Annotated in this window: 28 protein-coding genes; 21 read left to right on the top strand and 7 right to left on the bottom strand. The window is 37.7% G+C overall.

The annotated features are described in order from the left end of the window. The first annotated feature begins 849 nt into the window (after positions 1 to 849). From H3T55_RS00880 to H3T55_RS00840, 9 genes are all read left to right on the top strand, one after another. Entirely contained in the window at positions 850 to 1,161 is a 312-nt protein-coding gene (locus tag H3T55_RS00880; protein WP_225533091.1) for a TIGR04197 family type VII secretion effector, read from the top strand. Continuing rightward, positions 1,158 to 1,526: a DUF3958 family protein gene (locus H3T55_RS00875; RefSeq protein ID WP_087639667.1), complete on the top strand. Its 369-nt coding sequence runs from the start codon at positions 1,158 to 1,160 to the stop codon at positions 1,524 to 1,526. Before H3T55_RS00880 ends, H3T55_RS00875 begins: the two co-directional genes overlap by 4 nt. Beyond that, the gene (locus tag H3T55_RS00870) at positions 1,526 to 2,824 is read left to right on the top strand and encodes a T7SS effector LXG polymorphic toxin (protein ID WP_225533092.1); all 1,299 of its coding nucleotides are present in this window, start codon (positions 1,526 to 1,528) and stop codon (positions 2,822 to 2,824) included. The genes H3T55_RS00875 and H3T55_RS00870 overlap by 1 nt, the downstream gene beginning before the upstream one ends. Before the next feature lie 10 nt (positions 2,825 to 2,834). Further along, positions 2,835 to 3,344: a hypothetical protein gene (locus H3T55_RS00865; protein ID WP_225533096.1), complete on the top strand. Its 510-nt coding sequence runs from the start codon at positions 2,835 to 2,837 to the stop codon at positions 3,342 to 3,344. A 50-nt stretch (positions 3,345 to 3,394) separates the two neighbouring features. Continuing rightward, positions 3,395 to 3,706: a DUF6980 family protein gene (locus tag H3T55_RS00860; RefSeq protein WP_225533097.1), complete on the top strand. Its 312-nt coding sequence runs from the start codon at positions 3,395 to 3,397 to the stop codon at positions 3,704 to 3,706. Between the two features lie 77 nt (positions 3,707 to 3,783). Continuing rightward, positions 3,784 to 4,347: a hypothetical protein gene (locus tag H3T55_RS00855; protein ID WP_225533098.1), complete on the top strand. Its 564-nt coding sequence runs from the start codon at positions 3,784 to 3,786 to the stop codon at positions 4,345 to 4,347. Positions 4,348 to 4,457: 110 nt separating this feature from the next. Beyond that, a complete protein-coding gene (locus H3T55_RS00850; RefSeq protein ID WP_225533099.1) occupies positions 4,458 to 4,883 on the top strand; it encodes a hypothetical protein in 426 nt (141 codons plus the stop codon). A gap of 9 nt (positions 4,884 to 4,892) precedes the next feature. Continuing rightward, positions 4,893 to 5,405 carry a hypothetical protein gene (locus tag H3T55_RS00845; RefSeq protein ID WP_225533100.1) on the top strand — a complete coding sequence of 171 codons (513 nt, stop codon included), beginning with the start codon at positions 4,893 to 4,895 and terminating at the stop codon, positions 5,403 to 5,405. A 117-nt stretch (positions 5,406 to 5,522) separates the two neighbouring features. Further along, positions 5,523 to 6,053 (top strand): hypothetical protein, encoded by a 531-nt coding sequence (locus H3T55_RS00840; protein ID WP_225533101.1) that lies wholly within the window; start codon positions 5,523 to 5,525, stop codon positions 6,051 to 6,053. 382 nt (positions 6,054 to 6,435) lie between these two features. On the opposite strand, the gene H3T55_RS00835 is transcribed toward H3T55_RS00840, so the two are convergent. Beyond that, the gene (locus H3T55_RS00835) at positions 6,436 to 7,395 is read right to left on the bottom strand and encodes a helix-turn-helix domain-containing protein (RefSeq protein WP_225533102.1); all 960 of its coding nucleotides are present in this window, start codon (positions 7,393 to 7,395) and stop codon (positions 6,436 to 6,438) included. A 202-nt stretch (positions 7,396 to 7,597) separates the two neighbouring features. Between H3T55_RS00835 and H3T55_RS00830 the strand changes: the two genes are divergently transcribed. After that, positions 7,598 to 8,599: a DMT family transporter gene (locus tag H3T55_RS00830; protein ID WP_225533103.1), complete on the top strand. Its 1,002-nt coding sequence runs from the start codon at positions 7,598 to 7,600 to the stop codon at positions 8,597 to 8,599. A 25-nt stretch (positions 8,600 to 8,624) separates the two neighbouring features. Beyond that, the gene (gene proC, locus H3T55_RS00825) at positions 8,625 to 9,434 is read left to right on the top strand and encodes a pyrroline-5-carboxylate reductase (RefSeq protein ID WP_087639678.1); all 810 of its coding nucleotides are present in this window, start codon (positions 8,625 to 8,627) and stop codon (positions 9,432 to 9,434) included. A 62-nt stretch (positions 9,435 to 9,496) separates the two neighbouring features. Here proC and H3T55_RS00820 read toward each other — a convergent pair whose 3' ends face one another. The 4 genes from H3T55_RS00820 to H3T55_RS00805 are packed head-to-tail and all read right to left on the bottom strand — an operon-like array spanning position 9,497 to position 12,475. Then, positions 9,497 to 10,141, bottom strand: a complete 645-nt coding sequence (locus tag H3T55_RS00820) for an ECF transporter S component (protein WP_087639679.1) — start codon at positions 10,139 to 10,141, stop codon at positions 9,497 to 9,499. A gap of 16 nt (positions 10,142 to 10,157) precedes the next feature. Beyond that, positions 10,158 to 10,700 (bottom strand): phosphopantothenoylcysteine decarboxylase, encoded by a 543-nt coding sequence (coaC, locus tag H3T55_RS00815; RefSeq protein ID WP_087639680.1) that lies wholly within the window; start codon positions 10,698 to 10,700, stop codon positions 10,158 to 10,160. Beyond that, complete coding sequence (gene coaB, locus H3T55_RS00810) at positions 10,697 to 11,467, bottom strand: phosphopantothenate--cysteine ligase (RefSeq protein WP_225533104.1); 771 nt, start codon at positions 11,465 to 11,467, stop codon at positions 10,697 to 10,699. Before coaB ends, coaC begins: the two co-directional genes overlap by 4 nt. Before the next feature lie 15 nt (positions 11,468 to 11,482). Further along, on the bottom strand, positions 11,483 to 12,475 hold the full coding sequence (locus H3T55_RS00805) for an oxidoreductase (protein ID WP_225533105.1): 993 nt from the start codon (positions 12,473 to 12,475) through the stop codon (positions 11,483 to 11,485). Positions 12,476 to 12,674: 199 nt separating this feature from the next. On the opposite strand from H3T55_RS00805, the gene H3T55_RS00800 reads away from it, so the two are divergent. Continuing rightward, positions 12,675 to 13,193 (top strand): FUSC family protein, encoded by a 519-nt coding sequence (locus tag H3T55_RS00800; protein ID WP_225533106.1) that lies wholly within the window; start codon positions 12,675 to 12,677, stop codon positions 13,191 to 13,193. A 41-nt stretch (positions 13,194 to 13,234) separates the two neighbouring features. Here H3T55_RS00800 and H3T55_RS00795 read toward each other — a convergent pair whose 3' ends face one another. After that, the gene (locus tag H3T55_RS00795; RefSeq protein WP_225533107.1) at positions 13,235 to 15,136 is read right to left on the bottom strand and encodes a PfkB family carbohydrate kinase; all 1,902 of its coding nucleotides are present in this window, start codon (positions 15,134 to 15,136) and stop codon (positions 13,235 to 13,237) included. Between the two features lie 301 nt (positions 15,137 to 15,437). Between H3T55_RS00795 and H3T55_RS00790 the strand changes: the two genes are divergently transcribed. The 7 genes from H3T55_RS00790 to rbsK all read left to right on the top strand — a co-directional run bounded on the left by H3T55_RS00790 (position 15,438) and on the right by rbsK (position 22,065). Further along, entirely contained in the window at positions 15,438 to 16,061 is a 624-nt protein-coding gene (locus H3T55_RS00790) for an ECF transporter S component (protein ID WP_225533108.1), read from the top strand. 39 nt (positions 16,062 to 16,100) lie between these two features. Continuing rightward, on the top strand, positions 16,101 to 16,877 hold the full coding sequence (locus H3T55_RS00785; protein ID WP_225533109.1) for an energy-coupling factor transporter transmembrane component T: 777 nt from the start codon (positions 16,101 to 16,103) through the stop codon (positions 16,875 to 16,877). A gap of 21 nt (positions 16,878 to 16,898) precedes the next feature. After that, positions 16,899 to 17,780, top strand: coding sequence for an energy-coupling factor ABC transporter ATP-binding protein (locus H3T55_RS00780; protein ID WP_225533110.1), 882 nt, complete (start codon positions 16,899 to 16,901; stop codon positions 17,778 to 17,780). After that, positions 17,749 to 18,558 (top strand): energy-coupling factor ABC transporter ATP-binding protein, encoded by an 810-nt coding sequence (locus H3T55_RS00775; protein WP_225533111.1) that lies wholly within the window; start codon positions 17,749 to 17,751, stop codon positions 18,556 to 18,558. The genes H3T55_RS00780 and H3T55_RS00775 overlap by 32 nt, the downstream gene beginning before the upstream one ends. A gap of 118 nt (positions 18,559 to 18,676) precedes the next feature. Beyond that, positions 18,677 to 20,113 (top strand): MFS transporter, encoded by a 1,437-nt coding sequence (locus H3T55_RS00770; protein ID WP_225533112.1) that lies wholly within the window; start codon positions 18,677 to 18,679, stop codon positions 20,111 to 20,113. Positions 20,114 to 20,149: 36 nt separating this feature from the next. Continuing rightward, positions 20,150 to 21,103, top strand: coding sequence for a nucleoside hydrolase (locus H3T55_RS00765; RefSeq protein ID WP_225533113.1), 954 nt, complete (start codon positions 20,150 to 20,152; stop codon positions 21,101 to 21,103). A gap of 38 nt (positions 21,104 to 21,141) precedes the next feature. Next, entirely contained in the window at positions 21,142 to 22,065 is a 924-nt protein-coding gene (gene rbsK, locus H3T55_RS00760; RefSeq protein WP_225533114.1) for a ribokinase, read from the top strand. 456 nt (positions 22,066 to 22,521) lie between these two features. On the opposite strand, the gene H3T55_RS00755 is transcribed toward rbsK, so the two are convergent. Then, positions 22,522 to 23,025: a GNAT family N-acetyltransferase gene (locus H3T55_RS00755; RefSeq protein WP_087639691.1), complete on the bottom strand. Its 504-nt coding sequence runs from the start codon at positions 23,023 to 23,025 to the stop codon at positions 22,522 to 22,524. Positions 23,026 to 23,287: 262 nt separating this feature from the next. Between H3T55_RS00755 and H3T55_RS00750 the strand changes: the two genes are divergently transcribed. After that, positions 23,288 to 23,830: a helix-turn-helix domain-containing protein gene (locus tag H3T55_RS00750; RefSeq protein ID WP_225533115.1), complete on the top strand. Its 543-nt coding sequence runs from the start codon at positions 23,288 to 23,290 to the stop codon at positions 23,828 to 23,830. 18 nt (positions 23,831 to 23,848) lie between these two features. After that, positions 23,849 to 24,934, top strand: coding sequence for an ABC transporter ATP-binding protein (locus tag H3T55_RS00745; RefSeq protein ID WP_225533116.1), 1,086 nt, complete (start codon positions 23,849 to 23,851; stop codon positions 24,932 to 24,934). The last annotated feature ends 11 nt before the right edge of the window (positions 24,935 to 24,945 follow it).

Here is a 24,945-nt window from a genome sequence, read left to right as displayed (position 1 = left end):
TACAATAAAGAAACTAGCGCTTTGGCGTTAGCAAATTGGCAACTTGTATAGATAGGGTCTAATGTTTATACAAGGCTTCATTTTTTGGTTGCCGCCAAAGAATGGAGTGCCTTTTTTTGTTTTATTCAATTGTTTTGACACAGAATTATTTACTCCTCCTTTTCATTAAATTCCAAGGATAGAAAAAACGGCATTGAGCAAACGCCCAATACCGTCGACAATAGACTAACAAGATACACACGACAACTAAATCATACACAAAGAAAAGATTCTTGTGGAAATCTCCTCAGAATTTGGGTACAATAAAAGAAGCTAGTATCTGCTAGCACTATTGGCAACTTGTTTGGACTAGGTCTAGTAAGTCTGAACAAGACTTCGATCGTACGGTTGCCGCCAAACGATTGAAGTGCCAATTTTTTTATTTATCTTTCCAAGTTACCGTAACAAAAGTTCTGGTTGCTACAGCACGCTGAATTTCTATCCTATGCCCTTTATTATACAGAAAGAAACGCGCCACTGCAATAAAAATAACGTTTTGTTATAATTAGATAACTATTGAAAAATGGCCCCTAAATTTGCTATAAATAACAAAAAATGAATATGACAACTAATTTCTTTTAGCGTATTATTTGAACCTAGAACCTCACTAACTGCGGGATGAATCTACATAAGATCATAACTATTTTTATCATTAAGAGAGTATTCTTCATTGCAAATCGAAAGTTTTGCAATTTTTTTGTGTTTTATAGAAATATTTGATAACTATTAGGTATAAAAATATGTCAAAATGGATAATGGGGAAGAATACGAAATGTGAAAGTTAAAAATAAGGCAAAAGGGGTTAATCAAATGAGCGGAATCAATAGCAGTCTAACTGTTGCTGGTGGTATTTCAGCACAGCTTAGTCAAACGGCCAGCGGGTTCTTATCAGTCAATGAAGCGACAACCAAAGCAGAACGGACCACCGTTAGCGGAAATACAAATGCAAAAAGCAGTTTAACAAGTATTCACAGCAGAGGACAACGTTTGTCCAACGCAATCACACGAGATGGCAATAATATCCATTCAGTAGCGAAGGAATTTAGCCAGATCGATCAAAAAATAAAACAAGGATTTGATTTACCGTTGTTTTCACCGAATCTAGGAGGAAACAATCGATGAATGTAGAAGATAAGGAATTAAAGATCAATCAACAACTACGACAAGTGAGCATTGATCAAGAAGATAAGCGACAGGAAATCAGAGAATTAGAAGATCTGGAAGCCGACTATTTTTCCATCCACCACCAAGAACAACGGTACTTCCAAGATCTGATCGGAAATAATCAAGGTTCGCGTGATATTGGTCATTTTATGGAATTAGACGAAGAAGCTAATCGGTTACATCAATATGAGCGTCAGCGTTTAGAAGATATTGCAGAGCGTTTAGTCGATGAAGAAGTTCAATTACGAAGACTTGAAGAAGATTTATACGATGAACGGCAAAAACTATTCGCTTCAGAGAATGACAGCGAGGTGAGTGACTGATGTCCCTTAATTTTTATCTAGGAGAAGTCACCGCACAAAGCGCTGCAGCCAAACAAATGGCGAATGAGTATATGCAGTTTTGCGGCACCTTAAAAGACAGCGTCAATGCCTTCATGAATGCACCATTATCGGGAAAAACCTACGACTCAGCGAAACTTTATTTCTCTACAGTCTACCCAACTTTAGCAAGTGGGTTTATACTAGCATGTGAGGCACTGATCGAAGCTCACAGCAAATTCCCGGAAGAATTTCAATCACAAGTCGACACCTGCGACGTGATCGAGGACCAATTAAAAGCAGAGATCGCCCAAGGACAAGCCTTACTACAAAGTATGGCACGAACGATGGATAAAGAAAAAGAACCCAACCAACGCTTAGAACAGCGCTATATGGGCGTTCAAAGCTCGATTCAAAAGAACGAAGAAAAACTACAGCGTTTGTATGAATTCAATGCCAGTTCACCAGGTCTATTTGCAGATTTTGAAGCACAGCTGGCAAACTTAGATGCAGGATTAGCAGAAGTTGAAAAAGGGGCAGCATGGAATTCGGGTTCGGGAACGTTTGATTTAGGTCGGATGAATATGGCTTGGATGAAACCGATCATGAACCAATGGAAGAATCAAGAAAAGTCCAAAGGAAACAACTTAGAAGTGCGAGAGAGCAAGAATAAATTTGGCGGTACCACCTACGAAATTTATCGTAACGGTGTTTTTGATGAAGATGCGACGGTAGCCTATAATGACCTACTAAAAGACGAGCTGATCAGGTTAGCAAAACAACGAATCGAAGACGATAAATTTGGGAAATTCGTTTCCTTTGTTGGTACAGCAGTTTCTTTTGGTGGCGGTATTAAGCGAGTTATCAGCGAAATCATTGGTATGGCAGGAAACAGATTACTTGTTCGTTTTAGCGATAATAGTGTTGGTACAATTGCAATATCCGGTGGTGTAGCAGTTCCAGTTGCCGCAGATTCACTGACGTTGAAGGATTTAGTCCAGTTTTCAAATAATGGGAAGATTACTAGTAAGACGTTTGGGAAGCCTATTGAAGGTAGGGTAAACGGCAAGAAGTCAAAAATACGTGTAGATGCAGAACCAGATGGGAATAAAATTCAAATACAAACTGGTGGTGGAAAACGTTCACCTTTAGATCATAGAGTAGATGTTGACAGAATTACGGATCGGTCAAGTATTTATAATCAAATTCCACCTCATGTAAGAAAAGGAATTGGGAAAGGTAAATTAGAAGATTTAGTGGATTATATTTATAGAGCTTGGATTTGGCTGAAAGCAAAATAGAGGTGAGAAAATGCGAATTTATGTTGAAACAAATGGAAAAAAAACGTCTTTTGGCTACAGAGAATTAGCAGAAAAGATGTGGTTCAAAGAAAAAAATGGTAAAGAACTTGAAATCTCTCATGCTGGAAATGATGAAAGCTTGCAGAATAATTTTGAATTAGCTGTATCTCTTGATAAGTGGCTTAATGATAAAAGATGGAGTAAGGTCGAAACCAAAATATATTTTGAATACATTGAATTAAAGCTTTTAAGTGACAGGAATATTATTGAAATTGTTTCTACGCATACTGAAATAATGACAATAGATAAGCGTGCTATGTATATTATGATAGTGGAGATTGCTAAAGAATTGGATGGGAAAATTAGTGAAGACAATATGAACACATGGCTAACGGTGGACGAGTTTAAAAAAAAGCATCAAGTAGTGCTTAATCTTACTTATGAAGAAGCTAATGAAATTAGTTTAAAAGAAGCTCCTCGCATGGAAGCAGTTGAAGAACCGTGGGATAATATTGAATAAGAAAAAAACTATGATTTCACAGTTTATCTAATTAGAAAAAGGATATTATTATGAGCAGAGAACTTTGTTACGAACGAATAAAAAAATATATAACAAATTCAATTAGTAGGAATATTAGTAAGGAAAAGGTAATCTATCATGACGAGCGATTTGATGAATATGGAATAATTATTCATGATGGAGGACGATCGTATATCACGATAACACATTGTCCTTGGACTGGAGAAAAATTACCAGAATCTAAAAAGAATCAATGGTTTGATGAGCTAGAAAAGCTAGGATTTGAAGATCCCATTTCTGATTATGAAGCAATTCCAGAAGAATATAAGTCAGCTAAATGGACGAAAAGTAAGAATAAGTAATAAAGTTTTGTATCATAGCAGAGTTTAAAGCCATCTCCTATTCATTTTAAGATTTAAGAGAAAGGAAAAATTTTGAAATGAAAGAAATCTTAATCTACACTTTTAGTGAAGAAAAAAAATTAGAACTCATTTTTACTAAAACTGAGGAAAAAGTCTATGCTTATAATGAGGTGATGGTCAAATATATTGATAATAACAATGAATATTTATTATTTAAAGACTTTGCAATTGAAACTTTTAGAAGACTAGTAAGCCAATTTGAAAAAGTTTTAAAGAATGAAATAAACATTTCCAAAAAAAAATTTCAAAAAGGTGCAGGATATGAATGGGTAATTTATTCTCATGAAGTAGCAGAAGGAAATTTTGATATAGAGAATTTAACAGCTAAGTTTTCTCTATGGTCAACTCCTGCTAGAGAAGGCTATGCTAGTTGGTTATACAATAGCGATGAAAAAATTTGTTTGGAGGTCAGTCCGTATTACCTTTGGGACTATGATGAGCCAAAAGAAAACGAATCTTTTCAGTCTTTTGAAGACTTCATTATTATGTATTCGAAAATTGATTGTATTGAAATAGCTAGGGAAACAGCTATTCGGATACTTGATGATGGGAAGCATATTTTGAATAGTATTGTTTATTGAATCTAGTTTATCAAAATTATACATCACTTTGATTCTATGAAAATGAAATAGCAAGAGTGAATAAAATACGATATTTTATATAGTAAAAATAAAAAGAAGGAAACAATTAAATGGTGCTATCGCATAAATTCAAAGTAATTGAAAAAGATAAGAATATCAAATTTAACGATATTACAAGTGAACATGCAGTATCAATTGATGATTCATTTATTCAGTATATAACAGATACTCTTAATTGGGTTGAAAGTCATTGGAATTATATGTCCAATGATAATAGGGGAATCAATTACTATGGTGTAACATTCTTCGAAGAATCAGGAATAAAAAAGCTCAATAATATCCTTATAAATTGGAAAAATATGTTTGATTTAGCACCTGAAAACTTTCAATTAAAAACTGAATATGATATTGAAGAAATGATTTTTGTTAAGGAAGATTTTGCAAAAGAAAAAGTAATTATTCAATTGGAAAAAATTATCAACTTGTGTAATGAAGCGGAAAATACAAATCAAATTCTTGTTCATTTGGGTATTTAGGAGAACATATTGCGTATTTATATAAACATCAACAATAGAAAAATCAATTTAGACTACCGAGAACTAGCAGAAAAAATGTGGTTCAAAGAAAAAAATGGCCATGAACTTGAAATATCTCATATAGGAAATAATGAGTCATTACAAGACAATTTATTTCTCAGTTTGTCAATAGACAAATGGTTAAATGATTCCAAATGGAAAAAAATAGAAAGTCCGCTTCAATTTGAAGATATTGATTTAGAGTTTTTAAAAGAAGAAAATCTTCTCTTTATTATGTCTAAACATCAAAATATACTCACTATAGATAAACGAGCCTTGTATATCATGGCAGTAGAGTTAGCTAAGGATTTAGATGGATCAATAAGTGAAGATGGAGAATCTACATGGCTAAGTGTTGCAGAGTTTGAGAAAAAGCATCAAGTAGTGCTTAATCTTACTTATGAAGAAGCAAATGATATCAGTCTAAAAGAAGTGAAAACGATGGAGGCAATTGAAGAGCCTTGGGATTATGATAGTGACTAAGCAATAGCTAAAACATAAAATAAATTGTTCTAGAAAATAGCCTTGTTGCGAAAATTATGTGAAGAATAGATATATAGAATCTGTGAAGAGTTTGAACGAGGTTGTAGGAGCATTTTTATGGAAAATAAAGAAGCAATAAACTTTGTAAAGCGAAGTCTAAATGTTGGTGACTATGGTTATACGCTGAGAAAATATATTAAACCTGATATTTGGGATGCAGTCTTATTTAGTGAGTTACAGAATTTAACTGTAGAAAGGATGACAGATTTTAATTATTCAAGATGCTTTTCTTATTATATTTTAGAAGATTTAGAATTAAAGAATCCATTTTTTTCAGAAAAAGCGACAAATGAGATAATGGATAGAGGATATATTGAATTTATAAGCTTGAAGATTTCAGCAATAAGTCCATTTTTTTACTTAGAAAGAGCAATGTATTCTAAAGGAAAAGAAAAATTGGAATTAGCGCATATAAAAAAATTTAGAAATAGTTTACTTGAAAAAGAAATGGTCAGAATACAAAATAAGTTGGAACAACATGACTTATTTAGAATAGATCCGTCTGAATTGAAATTGAAGCTTCCAAATATTCCTCTTGAAGATTATGAAGTGGATCAGGTAACATATTTCAGTTATCTATTTGAATAGATAACCTAAGTCAATAGACTTAATTGCTTTATTTTAAAAAGAAATATAAATTTATATTTTTAAAAGGGTTTATTCTTAGATAACTAGGATAAACCTTTTTAAATCATTCCGTTATTATTTTATCTGATAGAAAACAGAAATCTGTACGATAAACGGCAAAAACTATTCGTTTCAGAGGATGATGGCGAGGTGAATGACTAATGTCCTTTAATTTTTACCTAGGAGAAATCACCGCACAAAGCGCAGCAGCCAAACAAATGGCGAATGAGTATATGCAGTTTTGTGGCACCTTAGAAGACTGCGTCAATACTTTCTTGTGTACTCAAAAAGAAAAAGAAAAAGTTCCAGCAGTTCAATATAATCTTGAATCGCTGGAACTTTTTTATTGTGCGTTGTTTTTCACTAGCTTTCGATATTTTCCAGGAGTTGTTTGGTAATGATCTTTAAATAATTTGAAAAAGAATGCTTTATCCTGATAGCCGATCTCTTCAATAATTGTTTGAATGGGAAGATCTGTTTGACGTAAATAGGTTTCAGCATAACGCAAACGATAATGAATCACCCAGTCTGAAAAATTTTTATCTGTCTGTTTTTTGATAAATGCGGAAAGGTAGTTAGGATGAAAGTGAAATTTCTCTGCTGTTTCGGATAAAGTTACCGTTGTAAGGTGAGTCTCTATATGCGCTAGGATTTCTTCAACTAAAACGCCAGAGGATAGGTTTGAATCTTTTACACATAAGCCTTTATCTGAAAGTTGGCTGATTTCGACAACAAACAAAACGAAGGCAGATTTTGTCACTTTATTATTAAAATAGCGCATTTTTACGATTTGTTTCAACAATAGCAGAGCATAAACATGGATATCTTCATTTGGAGAAAACTGAAAGATGAAATAATGGCTATTTTCTTCCGTTTCCTTGATGCTCTCCACAAAAAAGCGATATATGATGGGTTCTTCCGCAAATTGAGCGAGCAAAGAATCATTAAAATACTCTTTTTTAAAATAGAAACTAAGCATCGTTGTTTCAGCTTCCATCTCCTCGTATTCAACCACTGTCCATTCATTTGCTAGAACTAAGCAACCAGCTTTATATAACAATTCCTTATCATCGATCAGAATTTTTACAGATCCGCTAAGAACGTATAAAATTCGAATATAAGGTGCACGGTAGGTCAGCCGTTTTTTTGTGCTTTGACAGACGAAAGAGGCGATTTGTCGTTTGGGATTGGTTTCAAAATTATTAAGTTCTTCAATCATTCCATCTTGGGTTTTATTATAACAATCCAGGATTTTTAAAAAGTCAAAAAAGCAGTCGAATTGTTCTTTAGAAAAAGTATACATAATTCCTCCATCTTAAAATAGCCTACTTAATATGTTTGGACAGACTAATTCAATTATTCTCAAATGAAAGTATAATGAATTGGAATTCATATGTAAATAGCTATTTAACAACTTTCTTGATTGTGAAAATACGAGCAATATAATTGTTCGATATATATAGCAAAATGGAATAAGACACTTTGTATGAAAGGGGAAACAAAAAATGGACACAACGACTCAAAAAAGAGTACCAACAAAAATGATGATTGCCATTGCAGCTATTGTAACGAATGTCATTTGGGGAACACCATTTAAACTAATCAAAATCATGAATGATGAGATGGGAATTTCCAGAGATGCTTTAGGAGATAATTATATTGGACAGGTTTTGGCAACGATCAGTATTCGCTTTTTTATTGCAGGGATCATGACATTGATTTTTGCGATGTTTATTAAACAAAATATTTTTAAGGTGACAAAAACTCAATGGAAAGAAGTTGTGATCATGGGGCTCTTGTCTACAACGGCTGCATATTTCTTTTTTAATATCGGGAATGTGAATATTTCTTCAACGATCAACTCAACGATTCTTGCGCAATCCACAATTTTTTTTGCAGCGATTTTAGCTCATTTTGCGTATAAAAATGACAAATTGACTGTGCCGAAAGTAGTTGCCTTGGTGATTGGTTTTGCTGGATTGATCATTTCTCAGCTTACTGGTGGAACAACAATCAACGATATGTTTGAATTTGCTTTAACAGGGGAAGGGTTCATGTTGATTTATGGATTGATCGCGGCACTGGCTACGATGTTAGCGAAAAAAATCGGTTCTACGCTGAATTCATTTGTAATGACGGGCTGGAATTTGATTATTGGTTCTGTTTTTTTATTTATCATTGGTTTATTTATGGGCGGCACCTTAAGTTATATCAACTGGACGCCATTAGGTGTGGTGTTATTGATTATTTTAGCAGCTGCATCAGCGATTCCATTTAGCCTATGGTACTGGTGTGCGCAGTATGCTAATCTAGGAGAGATCACTGTTTATAAATTTATCATGCCGATTTCTGGCAGCTTACTAGCAGTTATTTTAGGTGAACGTTTCACGATGCCTTTAGCATTTGGGTTGATTTTAGTTTGTTTATCGATCATTTTGATCAATCGGCCGCCAAAATCATTTCAGGCATTAACAAAATTTACCAAAAAAGAAAGCGAATCAGTTTAGTACTTTTTGAAAGGAAGTCACTTTTATGAAAATTGGATTCATTGGAACAGGAAATATGGCAGGAGCAATCGTACAAGGCATCACTGCTAAAAACTTTGTTAAGGGAAAAGACGTTTATCTGTTTGATGTTTTGACGGATAAAGTCAAAGAGTTAGCGGCTCAAGTTGATGGAAATGTTTGCTCTTCTGCTGGAGAAGTGATTGAGCAAGTAGATGCTATCGTACTTTCAGTTAAACCAAATATTATTCAAAAAGTTGTAGAAGAAACAAAATCAGTCGTATTAAAGAAAAAACCACTATTGATTTCGATTGCTGCAGGTACAACATTGGATAAACTGGAAGGATTGGTTGGTACAAGTACATTACCAATTATTCGAGTAATGCCAAACGTTAACGCAATGATCGGTTTAGGAGCTGCGGCAGTAGCTGGAAATCAAAATACTTCAAAAGAACAGATTCAATACGTTGTTGACTTGTTCAATGCTGTAGGAAAAGCGTGGGAAGTTGAAGAAAAAGACTTTTCAGCCTATACGGCTGTGGCAGGAAGTTCACCTGCCTATGCATATTTATTTATTGACAGTATTGCTCGAGCAGGAGTCAAACATGGTTTGACGAAAGAAAAAGCATTGGAATATGCGGCTCAAGCTGTTCTAGGTAGTGCACAAATGATCATAGATTCAGATGAAAATCCTTGGACTTTGATCGATCGTGTATGTTCTCCAGGAGGGACTACAGTTGCGGGATTACTGGCTTTGGAGGAAGAAGCATTTATTGCGACAGTGGTAAAAGGAATCGATGCGACAGTTGCTCGCGATGAGGAAATGAAAAAACTGTAATTTTTCATATAGAAAAAGGAATAAATCAACCTAAAAAGGTCGGTCTATTCCTTTTTTTCATTTTATAGTTTCTGTGTAGCATTGGTCTTCACTAACCGCAATAAAACCGAAGTTACGGCCACCGTAGCAATCGCCGCTACAATTGCTTCCACAATCCCGCTTGTAAAAATCACCGTCAGAATCGCAGTGTACACAGCAGCACCGCTTGCGCCGATCGTCTCCGCATATGCATCTTTAAAGAGAAAATAAATCAAGTTCATGACTAAGATCGTATTTGTCGCAGACCCTAGGAATCCTGCGATAAATAAACTGATCGATTGTGATGTTGGTTTATTTTTAGTTACTTTTTTTAGCCCCATAAAGACGAAGTAAGGGACGACACCGATCAAAATCCTCGGCACCATTGCAATCACGATCGCTTTCCAGCTGCCTTGGTTTGTTCCAATCACCGGAATAAACGGCGAGAAAACAAACGACAGTGGAGATAAGACTACTGTACTGCGGATCATACTGATCACACCGAAGACACCGCCTAAAAAAGCACCGATTCTTGGACCTAAAATAATCGAAGCGATAATGACAGGAATATGCATCGTTGTTGCATTGATCGGACCGATCGGAATGAATCCCAGAAAGGGAACTGCTGATAATAAGATCAAAATTGCTAAGAACATCGCAGTCAATGTAAATGTTTTTGTATTTTTCATAAAGAACTCCTCACCATTATTTCGCTAAAAGTTCACTGGCTTTTGCCACGACTTCTTCAACAGTCGCTAAAGCGCCGCGACCAAAATCACCGCAAGCCAATAATGCTTCACGAGGCTCGATTTCTTGGTAGCCAACTTCTTTTAGTGTTTTTAGATTCCGTTGTGTGATCGGATTTTGATACATATAGGTATTCATTGCTGGTGCGATCATCTTTGGCACTTCTTCTTTCAAGGCTAAAGCAACGGTTGAAAGCATATCATCTGCGATCCCGTTAGCAAGCTTAGCAATGATATTCGCAGAAGCTGGCGCTACAAGGAATAGATCGGCTTTTTTTGCTAGTTCGATATGATTGATTTTATCTGGCGCAATTTCTTCCATGACATTTGTGTGCACAGGGTTTTTAGAAAGAGATTGCAATGTCAAAGGCGTGATGAATTTGGTGCTGTTTGTTGTCATGATGACTTCCACATTATAGCCTAATTTCGTTAATTGACTAGTGATATCCGCTGATTTATAGGCAGAAATACTGCCTGACACACCTAACAGAATGGTTTTCATTTTTTATTCCTCCATTTATTTTCGACATTCTCGACGATCAGTTGTGCGATCTCGGCTTTGGTTTGAGCAGTTTGTGTTTGCCCAGCCGCATCAATTAAAATGCCTTTGTGCTGATCGCCTTGGATCGTTTCTAAATCATTGGCTAAAATAAAATCGCAGTGATTTTTTTCAAGAATCGTTTGACCGACTTGGATCAGCTCTTCTTCTGAAACGCCAACTAAAAGTTTAAAACCAACTACTATTGCCTGCGGTTGTTTTTCGCGAAGCATTGCAATTATTTTAGGGTTTTTCTTTAAAAAAAGCAAGAGACGATCTGTTTTTGAAGGAATCTTTTTCTGATCCTGAACCGTTTCGCCAATTGCAGCTAAACCTTGATGCAAAAATTCTTTTAGTTGTTGCTTCGTTGGTTGTTCCAACTCAACTAATTTTGCAGAAAGCTGCTCGATAAATTCTTCTTCTGATAGGGTTGTTTCAGTCGTAAAATCGCTCACAGCCATGCTATGGATCACACTGTCAAAAGCGGTCTGGTCAAATTGTTCAAGCAACGCTTCTTGTAAGTCTTTCGTCGTTTCAATGGGAACGATCGTTAATTTTTCCTGTTCAGCAGGTCGGACAGCTTGAGCTGTGGTGACATAGGTTACGTGATGACCTTGTGCTAAAAATGTTTCAGCGATGATTTTACCTAAGCGTCCAGTCGAATGATTGGTAATGGAACGGACGTTGTCTATTTTTTCAGAAGTTCCACCTGCAGTAATCAATATATTCATTATTGTGATGCCCCTTTAGTTCATTTTTATGATGGTGCGGCCAATGTGTGTGCCTTTTTGTAATTGCTCCAAAGTATTTGGCAATTGCTCTAACGTGATTTCTTGTGTCAGTTCGTGTTGGCTTACATTCAAATCTGTCGCCAAACGTTGCCAGATCGCTGCGCGCGGCTCCATTGGCACATTGACTGAATCGATGCCTAACAAATTGATACCTCGTAAGATAAACGGTAAGACTGTCGTATTTAGTTTGATACCTGCTGCATTGCCGCAGATGGCAATGCTTCCGCCATAACGCAATTGCGATAATAGTGCAGCTATGATATCTCCGCCAACGGTGTCGATCACAAAATCAATGGTTTGTTTTGATAAAGGCTTGATTTTTTCAGGCAGGAAATCCTCAACAAGCAGTACTTGAGAGGCGCCGATATTCTTTAATGATGCTTCCGCTTCTTTTTTTCGACTTAATGCAATGATGTTTTTATAGCCTAATTGCTTCAGCATCGCAATCGACAAGCTGCCGACACCACCTGTTGCGCCTGTCACTAAAATTGTCGCTTCTTTGTTTTGGCTCAAACCATGATTTTCTAGTGCTTGAACAGATAAGGCAGCAGTAAAACCAGCAGTGCCGAAAATCATAGCATCCTTTAGACTTAAACCAGTAGGTAAAGGAACGACCCAATCTGCCGGAACACGAGCAATTTGAGCGAACCCGCCAGTATGTGTCACGCCTAGACCATAGCCTGTGACTAAAACTTCTTGTCCTTCTTTGAAGCGAGCATCAGTTGAAGTTAAGACAGTGCCACTTAGATCGATACCGGGAATCATAGGATAATGACGGATCACCCCGCCGTTTTGTTTTGCTGCTAAAGAATCTTTATAGTTGACCGATGAATAAGCTACTTGTATCGTAACGTCACCAGCAGATAACGCATCGATCGTAGTATCAGCTACCTCTGTTTGGAATGTTTGATCGATGTCATTTACGACAAATCCAGAAAATGTTTTCATGTGTAGGCTCCTTTAAATACAAAATCGTTTTATTGTTACTATCATAACATATTCTCCTTTTATCTTTAGGAAATTCTTCTCAAATCAACCTTCATAAATGCTAGAAAATAAGCTAGAATAGAAGGTGAGTGTTTTATTGACTTGGAAAGTGAAAATAAATACATGGATGAAAAAAATAAGCGGAAAGGGAATTGAATGAGTGAAGTTTAAAATTGGTATGCGTACATTTAAAACGGGGATCAGTGTGTTTCTTTGTATCCTTGTCAGTATTTTATTGAAACGTGAAACGTATGTCGTTGCGGCGATCACCACTGTATTCAGTCTGAGAGAAGACATGGAGAATACGTTAAAATACGGCAAGCATCGAATTACTGGTAATGTAATGGGAGCGATCATGTCAGTTGTTGTGATTGCGGTGTTCAGTGTATTTGGACGAACCGAGATCGTTCAGCTGATCTTTATTCCAACGATCATTATGGTGATGATCGCACTGCTTGCTTCGATCAGCTGTCATGAAGGAACGGTCGGAGCTTGCGCGACGCTTTTGACGATCGTGTTTATGATTCCTTCTGATCAGTCTTACGGCTATGCGTTTGATCGTGTGGTAGATAGCTTTATCGGGATGGGAATCGCATTAGCAGTGAATTATTTTATTCCGTTAAAACTAAACAGAAAAAAGGCAGTGATCCCAGAGGACAATGAAGTCGCTGCAGAATAAAAGAAAAGGTTGGGATTTAGTACCCAGCCTTTTCTTTTTTGCTATTCTTTGATTAAATGTGTTTCTTTTTGTTTAATGTGTGCTTCCAATTCGTGCTTGTCGATCAATGAAGAAACCACACCGTCACGAGAAATACAAAAGCCGGCAGCATACGTAGCAATACGAACAGCATCCTTCAATGTATATCCATAAAGCAAGTAGGAAGAAAGGGCACTGATAAACGCATCACTTGCTCCTGTGCTATCGATTGCTGGAAAATCAACAGCGGGAACATAGTCATCCCATTCGGCTGTTTTAACATAACAGCCTTTTTCGCCTAACGTGACAATGATCGTATCGACACCGCATGTTAGGAGATGATCGGACTTTTCTTCTAAAGTAGTGTATTCAGGACATAGTTCGTTCAGCTCATCTTCATTCGGAATCAAGATATCGATCGCAGAAAGAACCTCTTTAGGAATACTGCCATAAGCTGAAGGTTTTAAAATTGTTTTTGCGCCATATTGGTGTGCTACTGAACACGCTTTAGCGACGGTGTCCAGTGGAATTTCTGTTTGGATCAGGCAATAGCCTGTGTTTTCGAACAACTCTTTTTTATCTTCGATATCTTCTGGTGTAAAAATGCCGTTGGCACCAGGGAGGATCGAGATAGTGGAGTGGCCGCTCGTTTCTACAAAGATATACGCTTTTCCTGTATTAGTATGATTACTTCTCTTGATTCCTAATGTCTCAACACCAAATTGGTTCAATGTATTATATACATAATCAGAATCAAGGTCCGATCCGATTTTGCCGATCAGCGCAACCCGATGCCCTAATTTAGCAGCACCGATCGATTGGTTTACCCCTTTTCCTCCAGGATAGATCGAAGAACCTGTGATCGAGACTGTTTTCCCACTGTCCGGCAGATTTGGCACGGTCAAATAAGTATCGATATTGATACTTCCGATCACTACGATTTTAGGAATATTCAAATTGAAGGGCAAGCTGACGGTTGTACGATTATCCAACGAAAAATCTTGAAAATAAGTCGGTGTTTCCAATGATTTTTTTTCTATGGTATTGATCAATTGACGACAAAGATAGCCGCCAAAATCAGCATTTCGAATCGTATATGTAGAGATTTCAGATAACTCACTTAATGATAGCGGCTCCGTCCGTTCGCTTTTTAGTGAGATCAGCGAAAGATCCTCCGGAATTTTGTAACTTAGTGCATGGAGTAGTTGGTAAAATTCTAATGCCTTATGATAGTGAGAAGAAATCACACCTGTGATCTGTCTGTTATTTAATTTATGGTTTAAGTTCTCATTGAAATCGAAGAAGATCAACTCTGGGTCAAGTTTCATATGATTATCGAACAAACATTTTTTATAGCCAGCTAAGAAGGCTTCGGTACGTCTGCCGGGTGTCAGTAAACAGGCGATTTTTTGATGTTTTTGATCGATCAACTCTTGTGTGATATGATAGGCTGCTTTTTCGTAAGGAAACAAAATCGATGTTTCACCACCATTTTCTCCAGTACTTAGGACTGGAATAGCCAGTTCTTCAAAATGGGTGAGGTGGCTTAAACTTTCTTCATCGATCGGCTCCCAGATGACACCGTCGACGTTTTGCTTGCAGAGAGAGGTGATGTTTTTTAATTCTTGTTCCTTGTCATTGTAATTATTAAAGATCAACGGGCTGTAGCCATTTTTTTGAGCGGTCTGGATGATACCGTCTAACGTCGCATCCAATGAGGTGGAAGACCGGAGTAAAACGCCTAATAGCCATGACTTTGCTGGGGTACCTGCAGAAGAAGCATAAGGTGCATAATTATATTCTTTGACGATTTTCAGCACGCGTTCTCTTGTTTCATGGCTGATACTTTGGTCTTTTTGGTTGACGATTTTTGATACGGTAGAAACAGAAACACCAGCTAATTTGGCGATGTCTTTTATATTCATAATGATTATTTCCCTCATTTCGTTTAGTGATCAAAAGGTGGTTCATCTATAGTAAATAAGAAAAAAATGCTAATTCTTTCTATCAAAATGAAGCGTCTAATTATGCTTACATCATAGATAAATAATTCATGGAAGTCAACCGTAAGTATTCTGTGAATGAGGAGAAAAATCTTTTTGATCAAAATCCAAAAAAGCGTTGACAAAAGAAGCAAACGATGTTAATTTCTACTTAGAGAAAACGTTTTCCGAAAAAGTTTTCCTTATTCGGAAAACAAATTCTGAACGAAACGGAGGTCATGTCATGAAGCAGAGAAGTTTTCTAAATAGAATCAAGGCGCAGTTCACGACGAAATCGTTAGTTCTCATTCCCATAGCTGTAGGCATCAACCTGATTGGCGGAACGTTATGTTCAGCGTTAAAGCTGCCTTTGTTTTTAGATATGATCGGAACGATCATCATTGCTTGTCTCTCTGGACCTTGGGTTGCTGCTTTATGTGGTTTTTTGACAAATGTGTTTTTAACTTTAGTGGCTAATCCAGTTTATTTTCCTTATTCTGTCGTGAGTGTTTTATGTGGTCTTGTCACAGGCTTTATGGTCAAAGCGGGGTTGTTTCGAAATATTTGGGGAGCAATTTTGACTTGGCTTGTATGCGCCTTCACAAATACGGTATCTGCTTCGTTGATCACGATTTTTGTATACGGCGGTGCAACAGGTGTTAACGGCAGTTCACTTTTTACAGCTGCATTGATTGCAACGACTAAGAAAATCATTCTATCGGTTTTATCGACATCGATGATCGAAAATTTGGTCGATAAAGGGATCGTTTTTTTGATCGCCTATCTTCTAGTACAAAAGATTCCAAAACGTTTCTTAAGTCAGTATGCACTTGGAATAAATGAAGATGAATTAGAAGAAGATTGGTAGTGAAATGGGACGGAACGAAAATAGTTTAGGAGGGAGAATATGAAGCTGTCAAATGTCTTTGTAGAAAAAGATACAGTGATCGAAAAGATAAATCCGTTGACGAAGATCCTTGCTGTCTTTTGTTTTGGATTAGGTACGCTGTTATTTCCCAAATTATGGTTAGGGTTTGGACTTATTATTTGTTTATTTTTCATTGCTTATTTAGGGAAATTACTGAAACCGTTTACTCGTTTGATGCTGGGCTTCGGGCTGCCGATCAGTTTGATGTTGCTTTTTATTCAGGGTTTTTACGGCGTAAATAATAAAACAGTCATTGCTGATTTTGGCTTTGCTGAGCTAGGCTTAGAAGGTGTGCTGTATGCGCTAAAAATAGTGACGACATTATTAGTATTTCTAGGATCCTTTTATTTGATGAATCAAACGACTGAGACAGGAAAATTAGTTGCAGCATTGACGAATAGTGGCTTACCGCCCAAAGCAGGCTATTTGGTTTTAGCAACATTGAATGTCGTACCGCAAATGCAGCGGCGAATGAATGTGATCCAAGAAGCGCAAGAAGCGAGAGGCGTCGAGATCAAAGGACGTTTAGTCGCAAGGATCAAGGCTTACTTGCCGCTTTTAGGTCCTGTGATCATGTCTTCGCTGACGGATGCACAAGAAAGAGGAATGACGCTGGAAACAAGAGGATTTGGTATTAAAGGAGTCAAGCAAACAAGCTATGTCCAAGTAAAAACGACAAAAATAGATAAGATCATCAACATCTTGCTGGTACTCTTTTTAATTTTTGTGATTCTAGCAGTTATCTGGATGAAATAAACAAGATGGGAGGGGAAATGAATGTCTGAACCTGTTGTAACAGTCAATAATTTTTCGTATAGATATAATCAAACGAAAACAAGAGCCCTGAAAAATTTGACGTTTCAGGTAGAAGCGGGCAGCTTCTTTTGTATCGTTGGCGGAAATGGCTCAGGGAAGTCAACGTTATGTAATGCACTAGTCGGCTTGATTCCTCACTATTTTGTAGGAAAAAAAGCAGGAGAAATCATCATCGATGGGCTTAAAACAGAAGCTGCGACGATCGCTGAGTTGTCTACACGAATTGGGTTAGTCTTTCAAAATCCATTCAATCAATTATCCTATACAGCGGGTACTGTTGCAGAAGAGTTAGCGTATGGCTTGGGCAATCGTGGTGTACCGAGAACAGAGATGCTCAAAAAAGTGGAGACTGTATCCAAGCTGATGCATATCGACCATATTCTTTCAAAAAATCCGCTGGAGCTATCGGGAGGTCAGGTACAGCGGGTCGCTTTTGGCTCGACGTTCATTTTAGAACCAAAAATCTTAGTCTTAGATGAATGTACAACACAGCTGGATCCCATGGGAAGTGACGAGATTTTTGCCATCGTGAAGCGCTTGAATCAAAATGGGATCACTGTGATCATGGTGGATCATGACATGGAACGGGTAGCAAAAAATGCGGATCAGATCATGGTTCTTTCAGAAGGTGAGATCCAGATGATTGGAAATCCCAAGGATGTTTTTGAATTTCTGGAACAAACAGATCTTGGAATCGAAGTGCCTGATTATGTGAAAATTTCAAGAATACTTCAACAAAAGGGCTATACCAAAGCAGAGATCACATGGACGGAAGAAGAAACGATTCGTTTAGTAAAGGAGGCGCTGAAGCATGAAGATCCAGTTGAAAAACCTTCATTTTAGCTATCCTTCAAGTGAGGAAGTATTAAAAGGAATCGATTTAACGATCGAAGGCACAAAACCTGTCGCGATCATCGGACAAAACGGTGCAGGTAAAACAACGATCGTGAAGCATTTGAATGGCATCTTATCACCGACCTCAGGCGATGTCTGGATCGATGGAGAAGCGATCCAGACAAAGAGCACAGCGCAATGGTCGAAAACGGTTGGCTATGTGTTTCAAAATCCTGATGATCAATTATTTTTAGAAACAGTTAAAAAGGAATTGTTGTTTGGTCCGCAACAGATTGGTATGTCCCAAAAAGACATCGACCAACGCCTAGAATGGGTAGCAGATGTGACTGGCTTAAAGGATAAATTAGATATTCATCCATTTGACTTAAATGCAACTGAAAAAAAGTTTTGTACGATTGCTTCTATTATGATGATGAATCCGAAGGTTCTGATCTTCGATGAGCCGACCTGCGGACAAGATGTCTATGGAAATCGACGATTGAAAAAAATCATTCAGGAACTGAAACATCGTGGAGTGCTATGTATCACGATAACGCATGATATGAAGTTTGTGGCAGATAATTTTGAACGAATCATCGTGATGAAAGAAGGAACGGTACTTTTAGACGGATCAGTGGATGATGTATTTTCACAGCCTGAACGATTAAAAGAAAGTTTTGTTACACCACCTCCGATCACGCGTGTGGGACAAGGAGTTGGGTTTTCAGAACCAGTATTTACGACAGAAGCGTTCATGATGGTTTTTGAAAGAGAAAGGGGTGAGTAAAATGTTTGATACTGTTGGGGAACTAGTAAAAAGAAAGCGTGAAAGAGACGGATGAGATAAACGCTCCGTAAAAATGGTTGGTTGTTGAATAAAGTCAAGATTGAAAGGTGTGGAAAAAATGTCAGCTAACACTGAGACAGAAAAAGTAATTGGCGTTCCCGTTCCTAGAGAAGGAACTCCTGAATTTGAAAAAATGAATCGGATGGCAAAACGTGCGATTCCGCTGATTTTAATTATTTTTATTTTTGGTATTCTTGAGCAACAGGCATTTGGTATGATTTTTGTTAATATTGGCGAACAGTTGGGAACACCCAATTTAGCGCCGTTGATCACATCGATACCGGGCATCGTTTTGGGCATCGTTTGTGTCATTTATGGTTCTTTGGGAGATTTTGTTTCACTTAAAAAGATGACGATGTTGGGTGTCGTATTATTGATTGTTGGTTCTGCGATCGGATTTATACTGGGACCGATCAATATTTGGGCGGTCGTAATTGCCCGTGTGCTTCAATCAGCAGGCGGACAGGTAGCAGGTTCTGTTTTCTTAGTCTTGGTATCAAAATATATCGCAAAAGAAAATCGTGTGATCTACTATGGTATTTTCGTTGCTGTTTTTAGATTTTCAGCAGCACTAGGTGTGGTAGCAGCAGGTTATGTAACGAAGATCGATTGGCGTTGGTTATTCGCTGTTCCTTTGATTTCTTTCTTATTTATTCCATCGTTAGCGAAAAACTTACCGGACGATCATGCAGAAGGTGCCACGATCGACTGGGCTGGATTTGCCTTGATCGGTGCATTTGCTGGAGCAGTCACGATGTTCTTTACAGATATGAATGTATTTTGGGCAGTAGCCTGTGTGGTTACACTGATTGCTTTTATCGTCTATATCAATAAAGCTAAAAATCCGTTTATTACTCCTGAGTTCTTTAAGAACCCAGCATTCATTGCAACGATGACCGTTATTTTTGTAGGTTATTTCTTCAGCTATACATTAAATGCAGGTGTAAATGCGATCGGCTTGAATATTTATGGTATCGATTCTGCAGAAGTTTCTACTTTATTGGTTTGGTCGATTTTATTAGCGGCAGTTCTTGGATTTGTTTGCGGTCCAGTTATTAAACGGATCGGACGTTCAGCAGGCATCATTATGGCCTTGAGCTTTATGGGATTAGGATTGGTCGCAATTGCTTTCGCCATTCCTATGGGCAAAGTTTGGGCATTAGCTGTGGCGCCATGTATCTATTATTTTGGAACGTCATTCTTTTACTCACCGATCGTTGATACAGCAACGCTTACTGTATCACCGGAAGAATCAGGTCGTGTTCTTGGTGTCAATGACCTAGTCCAAGCGATCACAGGTTCTGTTGGTGTGGCTGTATTCGGCGGAATGATGTCTTCAGGTGCGATGTCTGGCGGAAGTATCGTCGGTGTAGACAGCGGTGCTGCGTCAACTTATGCCAATGTCTTTTTAGTCGGTGGTGTGATCATTTTGGCCGCTTTAGTGATCTTCTTGGTAACGAAAAAAACGATCTACAGTCGTTCAAGAGCAGAATAATAATAGTTATAAAAAAAGATGATAGGAGGAAGAAAAATGGCAAAACAAAAAATAATTTTAGATTGCGATCCTGGACATGATGACGCGTTGGCTTTATTGATGGCTTTAGCTTCTGACAAGGTTGAACTGATCGGAATCACGACCTCAGCCGGCAATCAATTGCCGGAAAAAACCTTTGATAATACACGAAAACTTTTAGCTTTAGCAAACAGAGAAGACATTCCCGTAGCAATGGGTGCATTGAAACCTCTTCGAAGAGAATTGATCATTGCAGATGATGTTCATGGAGAAAGTGGGCTGGATGGAGCAGAGCTACCTGAACCAACAGCAGTGGCAGAAAAGATCAGCGGAAATGACTTACTAGCGAAGCTATTAAGAGAAAGTGATGAAAAGGTGACGATCATCGCTACTGGTCCACTGACAAATATCGCGATCTTTTTATTATCACATCCAGAGCTAAAAGAGAAGATCGAGCTGATCTCCTTTATGGGCGGCGCTTGTTTTGGCGGTAATATCACTCCGCATGCAGAGTTCAATATTTATGTCGATCCTGAAGCAGCCGATATTGTCGTGAAATCTGGCGTGCCAACAGCGATGTTTGGCTTAGATGTGACATTGAAAGCACAGCTTTTCGAAGAAGATATTCAAGAAATCAGAGCGATCGGTAATCCAGTCGCTCGTACGATGGCTGATTTATTAGACTTTTTCAATTTGACAACAACAGTTCCATTTTTGGCTGAGGAAGGTCATATCGAAGGGATTCATATGCATGATCCATGTGCGATGGCGTATGTCATCGATCCAAGCTTATTCAAAGTTTTACCGATGCATGTGGAGGTCGAAACAAGCGAAACACTTGCGCTAGGAAGCACAGTTGTTGATTATGATGATCTTTTCAAAAAAGAAAAAAATGTGCTTGTTGGATTTGATATCGATTTACCAAAATTCAAAGCCCTAGTAATAGATACGATGTCTTATTTTTCTAAGTAGTCATCATTCGAGTGAAACGTAGTAGAGGAGGTCAGGCAATGAATAAAGTCACAGTCATTGGAAGTATCAACGCAGACACAACATTAAAAATGAACTATTTGCCCAAACATGGAGAAACGATCCATGCAGATGAATTATTTACATCAGGCGGAGGAAAAGGGGCAAATCAGGCGATCGCTGCTAAACGAAGCGGAGCAAATACAAGCTTTATCGGAGCTGTTGGTGCTGACGATACAGGCAAGCGAATGCTGGATTTATTAAAGAAAGAAACGATCGATGTCTCAGGGATCAAAACCCTTGATGATCAAACGACGGGCAGTGCATATGTATTGTTAGATAGCTTTGGGGAAAACAGTATCATTATCCATTCAGGCGCAAATAATCAAATCACTTGTGAACAGGTGGAAGAAAATAGAAATAAGATCGAAGAAAGTGATTTTATCATTGCCCAATTTGAGAGTACGATCGACAGCACGATTCGAGCATTTGAATTAGCCAGAGCAGCTGGGACGAAAACTATCTTGAATCCAGCGCCGGCGATCGAACAGATTCCTACGCAGCTACTAGAAAATACGGATATGATCGTACCAAATGAATCCGAAGTAGAAATTCTGACTGGAATAAAAATCACCTCTGAACAAAGTATGATCCATGCAGCCTCTTCTTTACATGGATTAGGAATAGAAACGGTCGTGATCACACTCGGTAGTGCTGGTGCTTTTTATGATCGGGCAGGAGAGCGGAGAATCATCCCGGCATATCCAGTAAAAGCAGTTGACACAACGGCAGCTGGGGATACGTTTATTGGCGCGATGGCAGCTATTTTGGAAAAAGATTTCAGTAATTTAGAAGCTGCCATTCGTTACGGTGCAAAAGCTGCTTCACTTACTGTCCAACGATACGGCGCACAACCAGCGATTCCTTATCGTAGTGAGCTAGATGGATTTCTTGTGAGTAAATAGAAGAATAAGGCAGACAATGATTTAGAAACAATAGACTATCTAAAGAACAGGACGAGAGTAAAGATTACTTTTGTCCTGTTCTTTTTTTATTTAAAATAAGTAAATACATAATTTAAGTGGGAAACTATAAATTGAAGGTGAAAAAGCCTATTATAATAATGTTGACAAATTATACCGACTAGGCGGTATTTATTTATGATTTTATATATACACCTTACTATAGGCAAGCAAGAAATGCTCTTTTTTATCATGGTTTTGGTTTTAACATTCGTGGAATTGGGCGAAAACTTGCAACTGTTATAAGAGAGCTTAGAAGGGATATTGCAAAGATTACAACCTATTCGCGTTCTTTAGCTCAAAAAATCGTCTCATCAGAAAAAGCATAAATGCGGAAGAAAGAAAATTTTGGATCAATCTATTCTCATTTAGTTTATTTGATAATTGAATAGTTTCTTATTAATCAATTCCAACGAATGTACTTCTGCGTTCTAAAAGTAATGTATCTTTCCATTTAGGTCCCAATTTTCCAATTTTTTCTCTTTTACCTACAATTCTAAAACCATGTTTCTCGTGGAGAAGTATGCTTGCCGTATTTTCAGAAAAAATCCCTGCTTGAATTGTCCATAATCCATTGTTTTCACTTTCCTGAATTGCAGCTGTCATTAATTGATCGCCAATTCCTTGTCTTCTATAGCGTGATGAAGTATAAATGCTGATTTCAGCAACTCCGCTATATACGCTTCGAGAAGAAATTGGAGAAAAAGCACTCCAACCAACCACTTGATGTTCAATAGTGGCTACCAATCTTCCAATTATCAAATGATTGCCGTCCCATGTGGAGTAGTCTGGAATTGAATCAACCGTTGTAAAAGTTGCAGTACCCGTTTCGATGCCTTCCTGATAAATAGCTCTAACTTCAGACCAATCACTTTCAGACATTTTCCTAATTAGTATTGTCATTAAATTATCCTCCTTAAAAATTTGTGACTAAATGCGTTGGGCTACGTTCTCTTAAGAGGTTTCTGTATATTATATCATATTAGTTTGATACAATTTTTTATTATTGCGTTTAATTAAATGATCCTAGTAGCTATAAAAAAATAGAATTTTTTTAGCAAATGTAGTTGCTATTTTTTGAAAAATTCGTATACTAAAGAAGGTAAAATTAAACTCCTAGTTTAGTATTAGAAAACTTTTTAGAATATCCAAGTGAGGTGAGTAGATGGAAATCGGTGAAAAGCTACGTAATTTGCGCGTACAAAAAAATTTGACCCAAGAAGAACTTGGTGAGCGGACGGACTTGACGAAAGGCTATATTTCGCAGTTGGAAAGGGATTTAAGCTCACCTTCAATGGAAACCTTTTTTAATATTTTAGAAGTATTGGGCATCACTCCAGAACAATTTTTTAGTGAGCAAACCTTGGAACAAAAGATCGTGTATAAAGATGAAGATAGTACGCTCTATTATGATGAAGAAAACGGCTATGAACTAAAATGGCTGATTCCAGAATCGAACGAAAAAGAGATGGAGCCTGTGCTATTGACCTTTGATAAAAATGGGGAATATAAAACGTTCGAGCCTTCATTATCTGAGACCTTTATTTACGTGATCGATGGTGCAGTCTCATTGACGTTAGGTGAAACGAGATACTCGGCAAAAAAAGGTGAAGCAATGTACTATCAAGCAACAGAGCCGCATCAATTGATCAATCATGCCAAGGGGAAAAGCCGTGTATTGATCGTAGCAACAGAATCTTATTTATAAACAAGGGGGCATTGGCGCGTGAAAAAAAAGATCATTTCATTTGAAAATGTAGTGAAAGAATATGATGATGAAAAAGTACTAAAAAATGTCAGCTTTGAGATTGAACAGGGGAAATTTTATACGCTCCTTGGGCCTTCTGGTTGCGGGAAGACAACAATCTTACGTATTTTAGCTGGATTTGCAGATGCGACAGAAGGAGATATCTATTTTGATGGTCAGAGGATCAATGATATTCCTGCTAATAAGCGTCAGGTAAATACTGTATTTCAAGATTACGCGCTATTTCCTCATATGAATGTGTTTGATAATGTCGCTTTTGGGTTGAAAATCAAAAAGCTATCAAAAACAGAAATAGAGAAAAAAGTCAAAGATGCTTTGCGAATGGTTCAATTGCCAGGATATGAAACAAGAGAAATCAGCGAAATGTCTGGTGGACAAAGGCAACGTGTGGCGATTGCCCGAGCGATCGTCAATGAGCCAAAAGTCTTATTGTTGGATGAGCCATTATCTGCGCTAGATTTGAAGCTGCGGACGGATATGCAGTATGAGCTTCGGGACCTGCAGCAGCGGTTGGGGATCACATTTATTTTTGTCACCCATGATCAAGAAGAAGCTCTAGCGATGAGTGATGTGATTTTCGTGATGAATAAAGGTCATATCGTGCAAAGCGGGACACCAGTGGATATTTATGATGAGCCGATCAATCATTTTGTTGCAGATTTTGTAGGGGAAAGTAATATCGTCAATGGTACGATGATCGAAGATAATTTGGTTGAATTCGTCGGTAAACGCTTTGAATGTGTCGATGGCGGGATGCGTAAAAATGAGCCCGTAGAAATCGTTCTGCGCCCAGAGGATTTGACAATTACAAGTGCAGACAAAGGAAAATTAGTTGTTACCGTCGATACGCAGCTTTTTCGCGGTGTTCATTATGAAATCATTTGCCATGACGAAGACCATAATGAATGGATGGTCCATTCGACTAGAAAGGCAACCGAGGGAGCTAAAGTTGGGTTGTTTTTTGAGCCGGAAGACATTCACGTCATGCGTTTCAATGAATCGGAAGAAGATTTTGATGCTCGTTTAGAAAGCTACGAGGAATAGGGGGAAGAGCA

Source organism: Enterococcus sp. S22(2020) (assembly GCF_020295385.1).
Lineage (GTDB): Bacteria > Bacillota > Bacilli > Lactobacillales > Enterococcaceae > Enterococcus_L > Enterococcus_L dunnyi.
Note: the sequence above shows the minus strand (reverse complement) of the source record. Positions and strands in the feature narration are given on the sequence as shown.